At 56.1% G+C, this 6278-nt stretch carries 5 protein-coding genes; 3 read left to right on the top strand and 2 right to left on the bottom strand.

Annotated features, from left to right (window positions below; genetic code table 11):
- The first annotated feature begins 782 nt into the window (after positions 1-782).
- The 3 genes from ROO76_09475 to ROO76_09465 all read left to right on the top strand — a co-directional run bounded on the left by ROO76_09475 (position 783) and on the right by ROO76_09465 (position 3105).
- Entirely contained in the window at positions 783-1568 is a 786-nt protein-coding gene (locus tag ROO76_09475) for an ABC transporter permease (protein ID MDT8068380.1), read from the top strand.
- Between the two features lie 9 nt (positions 1569-1577).
- Positions 1578-2426, top strand: coding sequence for an ATP-binding cassette domain-containing protein (locus tag ROO76_09470; protein ID MDT8068379.1), 849 nt, complete (start codon positions 1578-1580; stop codon positions 2424-2426).
- A gap of 115 nt (positions 2427-2541) precedes the next feature.
- Complete coding sequence (locus ROO76_09465; protein MDT8068378.1) at positions 2542-3105, top strand: hypothetical protein; 564 nt, start codon at positions 2542-2544, stop codon at positions 3103-3105.
- Positions 3106-3247: 142 nt separating this feature from the next.
- On the opposite strand, the gene topA is transcribed toward ROO76_09465, so the two are convergent.
- Entirely contained in the window at positions 3248-5785 is a 2538-nt protein-coding gene (gene topA, locus ROO76_09460; protein ID MDT8068377.1) for a type I DNA topoisomerase, read from the bottom strand.
- A 115-nt stretch (positions 5786-5900) separates the two neighbouring features.
- Positions 5901-6269, bottom strand: a complete 369-nt coding sequence (locus ROO76_09455) for a four helix bundle protein (protein ID MDT8068376.1) — start codon at positions 6267-6269, stop codon at positions 5901-5903.
- Between the last annotated feature and the right edge of the window lie 9 nt (positions 6270-6278).

Raw genomic sequence — 6278 nt, 5'->3', positions numbered from 1 at the left:
CAGCCTTACAGCTACCAGTCGCCGCGTTCGATCCGCTTGGGAGTGCACTTCGACTTCTAAACTGTAGTCGTTGTACGTTCTTAGGGGGGAGCCGGTTCGCCGGCTCCCTTTTTTTGTCCCGCCTTCCCGTTCTTTCCGTGCCCCACATCTGCCGCAGTTAGCAGATGTGGGCACCACTGCCCTGCGGGGTACCTCCATTCCCATTTTGAGAAAATCTTGTCAAGAGCCAAATATTGTCATTTTCACCGCAAAATCTTCATTCCATTCGAAATATAATTCCCGCCAAAATGTCACACCCCCCATACCCAATTTGTTATCCTGAAATTAGGGTAGAAGAAGAAAACCGTTCGCCCTCCGCTTCAAACTGACAAATACGAAATTCATCGGATGTCGTGTGCTTGGCCTTGGAAACTGGGCTTTGGAACTGAGAACCGGTTCTACCGGGAACTTTTGTTTTCAATCGCCTTGCCCGACTGAGAACCGAGAACCGGAACTGGGAACTGCCTTTCAACTCTACATTTTCCGAGCGCAAAGTCCTGAAAACAAAGAATCTCTGGATATTTTTAGATTTAAAATCTTTGTTTTCATACGTCTGTAGACGAAATTTCCGTAAGTGGCTGAAAACAGGAGGAGCCAAAATAGGGGGTGGGTCAACGACCTGAGGCACAGCCCGGGACATCGCGAATTGCGAACTGCGAAGCGCGGTTCCTGCGTTTTTGTTCTTCCGATCCTCCGTTCTTCCGATCTTCCGATTCCCCAATTCGTTATACTGGCTTGCTCGCATGGAACTGACTTTTTCGCCCGCAGAATTCGCTAAAACCAAGGTCCTCGCCGTTCAGGACTACTCGCATCTCGCCTGGCGTTCGCTGGCCAACCTCTTCCGTCGTCCGCGCTATATCGCTGACACGCTCCAGCAAGCCGACCTCATCGGTTTCGGTTCGCTGCCCATCGTTCTCGCAGCCACGTTCTTTACCGGAGCTGCGCTCGCCCTGAACAGCGCCTCGAGCCTGAGTCGCTTCGGGGCCATCAGCGTCATCGGCCAGTTGGTCTCTGTTGGAATTGTCCGCGAACTCGGTCCTGTTCTCGCCGGACTCGTAGTCGCCGGACGCAACTCCTCCGGAATGGCCAGCGAACTCGGTTCCATGATCGTCACCGAGCAGATCGACGCCATGCGCGCCCTCGGCACCGATCCCACCAAGAAGCTCGTCACGCCTCGCGTAATCTCGACGATTGTCATGCTCTTCTTCCTGACGATCCTCGGAGACCTGACCGGTCTGGTCGGCGGCGGAGTCGTCGCCACCGGCCTCCTCGGTCTCGACTACCACGCCTACTGGTCGAGCACGTGGCAAACGCTCGTCTTCTCCGACGTCTTCATGGGACTCGCGAAACCACTCGTCTTCGGCTTCATCATCGCCACCATCGGCTGCTACTTCGGCCTCTCCGCCAAGGGCGGCACGCAAGGCGTCGGACGCGCGACCACGGAAGCTGTCGTCGCCGCGATGATCCTGATCATCGCCGTGGACGTCTTCGTCACTCGCCTGCTGATGCTGATCCTGGGAGTCTATTGACGTCGCGCCATGTCATTCTTTTCCCAGCCCCTCGAAGGAAGAAGCGCAACCGTCGATTCGCAGAATGACGCAATTGTCTTCGAAGATGTAGTACTGTCCTTCGGCACCGAGAAGCCCGTCCTCGACGGCATCTCCTTTCGCCTCGCCTGTGGCGAAACCAAGGCCATCTTCGGCATCGCGGGAACCGGTAAAAGCACGATCCTGAAGCTCGCGCTCGGCCTTCTGAAGCCCGATTCCGGAAGCATCTACGTTCTAGGCGAAGAAGTAACCGCCATGAAGGAAGAACAACTGTTCGACCTCCGCCGGAAGATTGGAATGGTCTTCCAGGAAAGCGCCCTCTTCGACTCACTTACGGTCGAAGACAATGTCGCATTCCGCATGATCGAGGAGCGCAAGCCCTACGAGGAACTGCACCAGCGCGTACTGGAGGTCCTGCGCTTCGTAGAACTCGAGCACACCGTCAATCTCTTCCCCAGCGAACTCTCAGGAGGCATGCGTCGCCGCGTCGCCATCGCCCGCGCCATCGTCAATCGACCTGAAGTCCTGCTCTACGACTCGCCGACTGGCGGACTCGACCCGGTAACGTCGACCACCATCATCGAACTGCTGGTGAAGCAGCGCGACGTTTACCACACCAGCGCCCTGCTGGTAACCCATCGCCTCCAGGACGCCTTCATCATGGCAACGAACGCGTTCAACCCTAAGACCAATCACATGGAAGAAGTCCCTGAAGACCAGCAACGCGATCTGAAGACGAATTTCCTCGTCCTCCGCGAAGGCAAGATCATCTTCTCCGGGAATGCCTCGGAACTGGTCTATTCCAAGGACGACTACATCCGCGAATACTTGAGTCAATAATCATAAGGCTTGGCTCCCTCCGTAATCTCCCCTGGATTGCAGCTATGAAGTAAAAACGGAAATGCTATCCACAGGTGTTTCCGAACAAAACACCTGGCTTTCTGGAGGTCTTAGAATGCGATTGGTTCGAGCACTTGGAGTAGCGGCCCTGGTTACAGGCCTGGGGATTGCGATCCCTGCGTATAGCCAGCACGGACGCGAGGGAGAACACGGAAGATCCGGCAGGCAGGACGGGCACCCGGGAAAAGGCCACGAACAACGTGGCCCTGAGAAGTACACGATTCGGCATAGCGAGCGGGAGCGTTCGCACGTGCAGTCACGCCCGGAACATCGCGTCGTGTGGGAACAATATCGCTCACGGCGATGGGAGAATGAACATCGTGGTTGGCGCGAGCGGGGCGGTTATCACGGCTACCGGGTTCCTCATGAGCGTTACGTGGTCTATTTCGGCCGCGCCCATAGATTCCGAGTTCATACCTACCCTGTGGTCATCGTTGGCGGACACCCACGATTCCACTACCACGATTGTTGGATTACGATGGTTGATCCGTGGCCCGCATACTGGGAAGCGAACTGGTATGAAACCGACGACGTTTACGTGGAGTACGTCCATGACGGCTACTACATGTACAACACACGCCATCCCGGCGTTGCTATTGCCGTGAACATATCTCTCTAGATTCAGGAGTACTATCCCAGAACACTATTCGACATTCGGCATCGCAGGAGTGGTGAATAGTGTTTCGTCGATGCGTGCACAAATAAAAACCCCAGCCTGCCGGCTGAGGCGAGGATGGGGCATCATCGTTTTCTTAGGCAGTTCAGGCGACTACCGCAGGCTCCTTCGGCTCGGAGATCTTCTTTGAGTAGTCGCACTTGACGTTCGACTCGGCTTCTTCGCCCTTCTTCTTGCCGCGCTTCGGCTTCTCTTCTTCCGCACTCGTCTTCTTGTTATTCGGACAGACAAGATACGTCCCCGATTTCAAGTTCTTCTCGAGCAGGTACGGACTGCCGCACTCCGGACACTTCTGGTCGACGAGCTTGTAAGCCGAGGTGAACTTGCATTTCGGGTAGCGACTGCATCCGTAGAAGTAATTTCCGCGGCGTGCTTTCTTCTCGACGAGATCGCCTTCCTTGCAATCTGGACATTTCACGCCGATAAAGTTCTGCTTGATGTACTTGCAATCCGGATAACCTGAGCACGACGTGAACTCGCCGTAGCGGCCGTGCCGAATGATCAGATTGCGTCCGCACTCGGGACACTTTTCGTCCAGCGGAATATCCGGAACTTTCTTCTGCTGGTCAAGGCGCCGCGTGGTCTTGCACTCAGGATATCCAGTGCAGGCCATGAACTGCCCAAAACGTCCGCGCTTCAAAACCATTGGACGCCCGCAGTTCTCGCAGTACTCCTCTTCCTGAGTCTCCGGCATTTCGGCCGTGTCGAGGTCCGGCAGGTCGATCGGATTCTCCTTCGTGAACGTGCACGAATTCGGATCCTTCTTGTCGTATGCCGAGCATGCGTAGAACGAGCCGTGCTTGCCCCACTTGATGACCAGTGGCGATCCGCAGCGCTCGCACTTCTCGTCCGTGGGCTTCTCCATGCGCTTAATGTTTTCCATGTGCTTGTGCGCATAGGAGAGATCGTCTTCGAACTTCTCGTAGAACTCCTGCAGTGCCTCCAGCCAGCTTTTCTGGCCGTCTTCGACCTCGTCCAGTTCCTCTTCCATGCGGGCGGTGTACTGGTAATCGAAGATGTCCTTGAAGTTCACAACGAGCAGGTCGGTGACGACCATACCGATTTCGGTCGGGAAGAACTTGCCGCCGCGCCCCGCCGTTTTCTGCGCGTATCCGCGCTCCTGGATGGTGCTGAGAATCGTGGCGTAGGTCGACGGTCGGCCGATGCCGCGCTCTTCGAGTTCTTTCACCAGGGAGGCTTCGTTATATCGCGGAGGCGGTTCGGTGAAGTGCTGCTCCGGTTTCAGGCCCTTGAGCGTGAGCCTCTGGCCTTCGGTGAGCGCAGGAAGCTTGTGCTTCAGCGCCTCGTCTTCTTCGTCCTTCGCGTCCTTAGACTCTTCATAAACCTTCAAGAAACCGTCGAACTTCAGGACCGATCCGGTTACGCGGAAATTGTAGGTTTCCTTGCCGGATTTTGCGTCAATATCGACCGTTGTCTGGTCGAAAACCGCCGGAGTCATCTGTGACGCAACGAAGCGCTGCCAGATGAGTTTGTAGACCTTTAGCTCGTCATCCTTCAAGTATTGCTTGATGCTGTCGGGCGTACGCGAAGGCGAGGTCGGACGGATGGCTTCGTGCGCGCCCTGTGCATCCTTTTTCGACTTGTACAGGATGGCGGATTCGGGCAAATATTTCTGTCCGTAGTCCTTGCCGATTAGCTCTCGAACTTCGCCGAGGGCCTCGTTCGACACGCGCACCGAGTCGGTACGCATGTACGTGATGAGACCGACGGTGCCTTCGTCGCCGAGTTCGACACCCTCGTAGAGGTGCTGCGCGATCATCATGGCGCGCTTCACCGTCATGCCGAGTTTGCGCGAAGCGTCCTGCTGAAACTTTGACGTCGTAAACGGCGCGACCGGATTGCGACGACGCTCCTTCGTCTCGACAGAGCGAACCGCCCAGTCGGCGCGCTCGAGCGCGGCGACGATGCGCTTCGATTCGTCCTCGTTCGGGACTTCGGTCTTCTCACCGTTGACCCCGAGGAATCGGGCATCGAACGCCGGTGGCTTTGCACCTTGCAAGTGCGCGTCAATCGTCCAGTATTCCTTCTTTTCGAAGGCACGGATTTCGCGCTCGCGCTCGACGATAAGGCGCAGGGCAACCGTCTGCACGCGGCCAGCGGAAAGTCCGCGGCGCACCTTATCCCACAGCAGCGGCGAGACCTGGAAACCGACGATGCGGTCGAGCACGCGGCGCGTCTGCTGCGCATCGACAAGATGCTGGTCGATCTCGCGCGGCGTCTTGAAGGCTTCCTGCACGGCGCGCTTGGTGATTTCGTTGAAGGTGACGCGGAAGATCGGCTTCGATGATTTCTTCTTCTTCGTCCCGTCGCCGAGTTCGGTCGCGAGATGAAAGGCGATGGCCTCGCCTTCGCGGTCCGGGTCAGGCGCAAGGTAAATGGCGTCCGCGTCTTTCGCCAGCTTCTTCAGCTTGGCGACAACTTTCTCTTTGCCGGGAATGACTTCGTACTCGGTCTCGAAGTCGTTCTCGATGTCCACACCGAGACCTTTTTTCGGCAGATCTTTGATGTGGCCGAGCGACGCTTCGACCTCGTATCCTTTGCCCAAATATTTCTGAATCGTCTTCGCCTTGGCGGGCGATTCGACGACAACTAGGTTTGACAATGGAACCTCGTAATTTCTCGAACTTGATTGAAAGCTAGCACGGAACTAGCGGAATGTGCAAAATGCCGAGAGTCGTGGGCACCGGGTTCCGGGTACCAGGTACCGGGTAAACCCATCAGCCTGAAGACACTCTTGCCAAAACGCGCGACGCGAGACTCGTTAGCATTCTGCCGACTCGCTTGACTTCTACTTGAAGTTTTTCGTGTTCTACCTCTGTTATGTATCGCAAGTCTTTCGCGACCAGCAACTGATACTCCAACTCATCGGCAGAGCCAATCGAGATTCTCAGAAAGCGCACCAACTCGCGGTCACTATGCCGTCCAAGTCCTTCTACGATGTTGCACGCAATCGACAACGCTGCCCGTCTCATTTGGCTTGTCAGGCCGAACATCTCCGACTTCGGAAACTTCTCTGTCGCGTTGTAGATGTTCAAGGTGGCGCGATGTGCTCTTTGCCATACTTCGAGATTCCTGTAGTCGCTCATCGTTTTTTC

Source organism: Terriglobia bacterium (assembly GCA_032252755.1).
GTDB lineage: Bacteria > Acidobacteriota > Terriglobia > Terriglobales > Acidobacteriaceae > JAVUPY01.
Note: the sequence above shows the minus strand (reverse complement) of the source record. Positions and strands in the feature narration are given on the sequence as shown.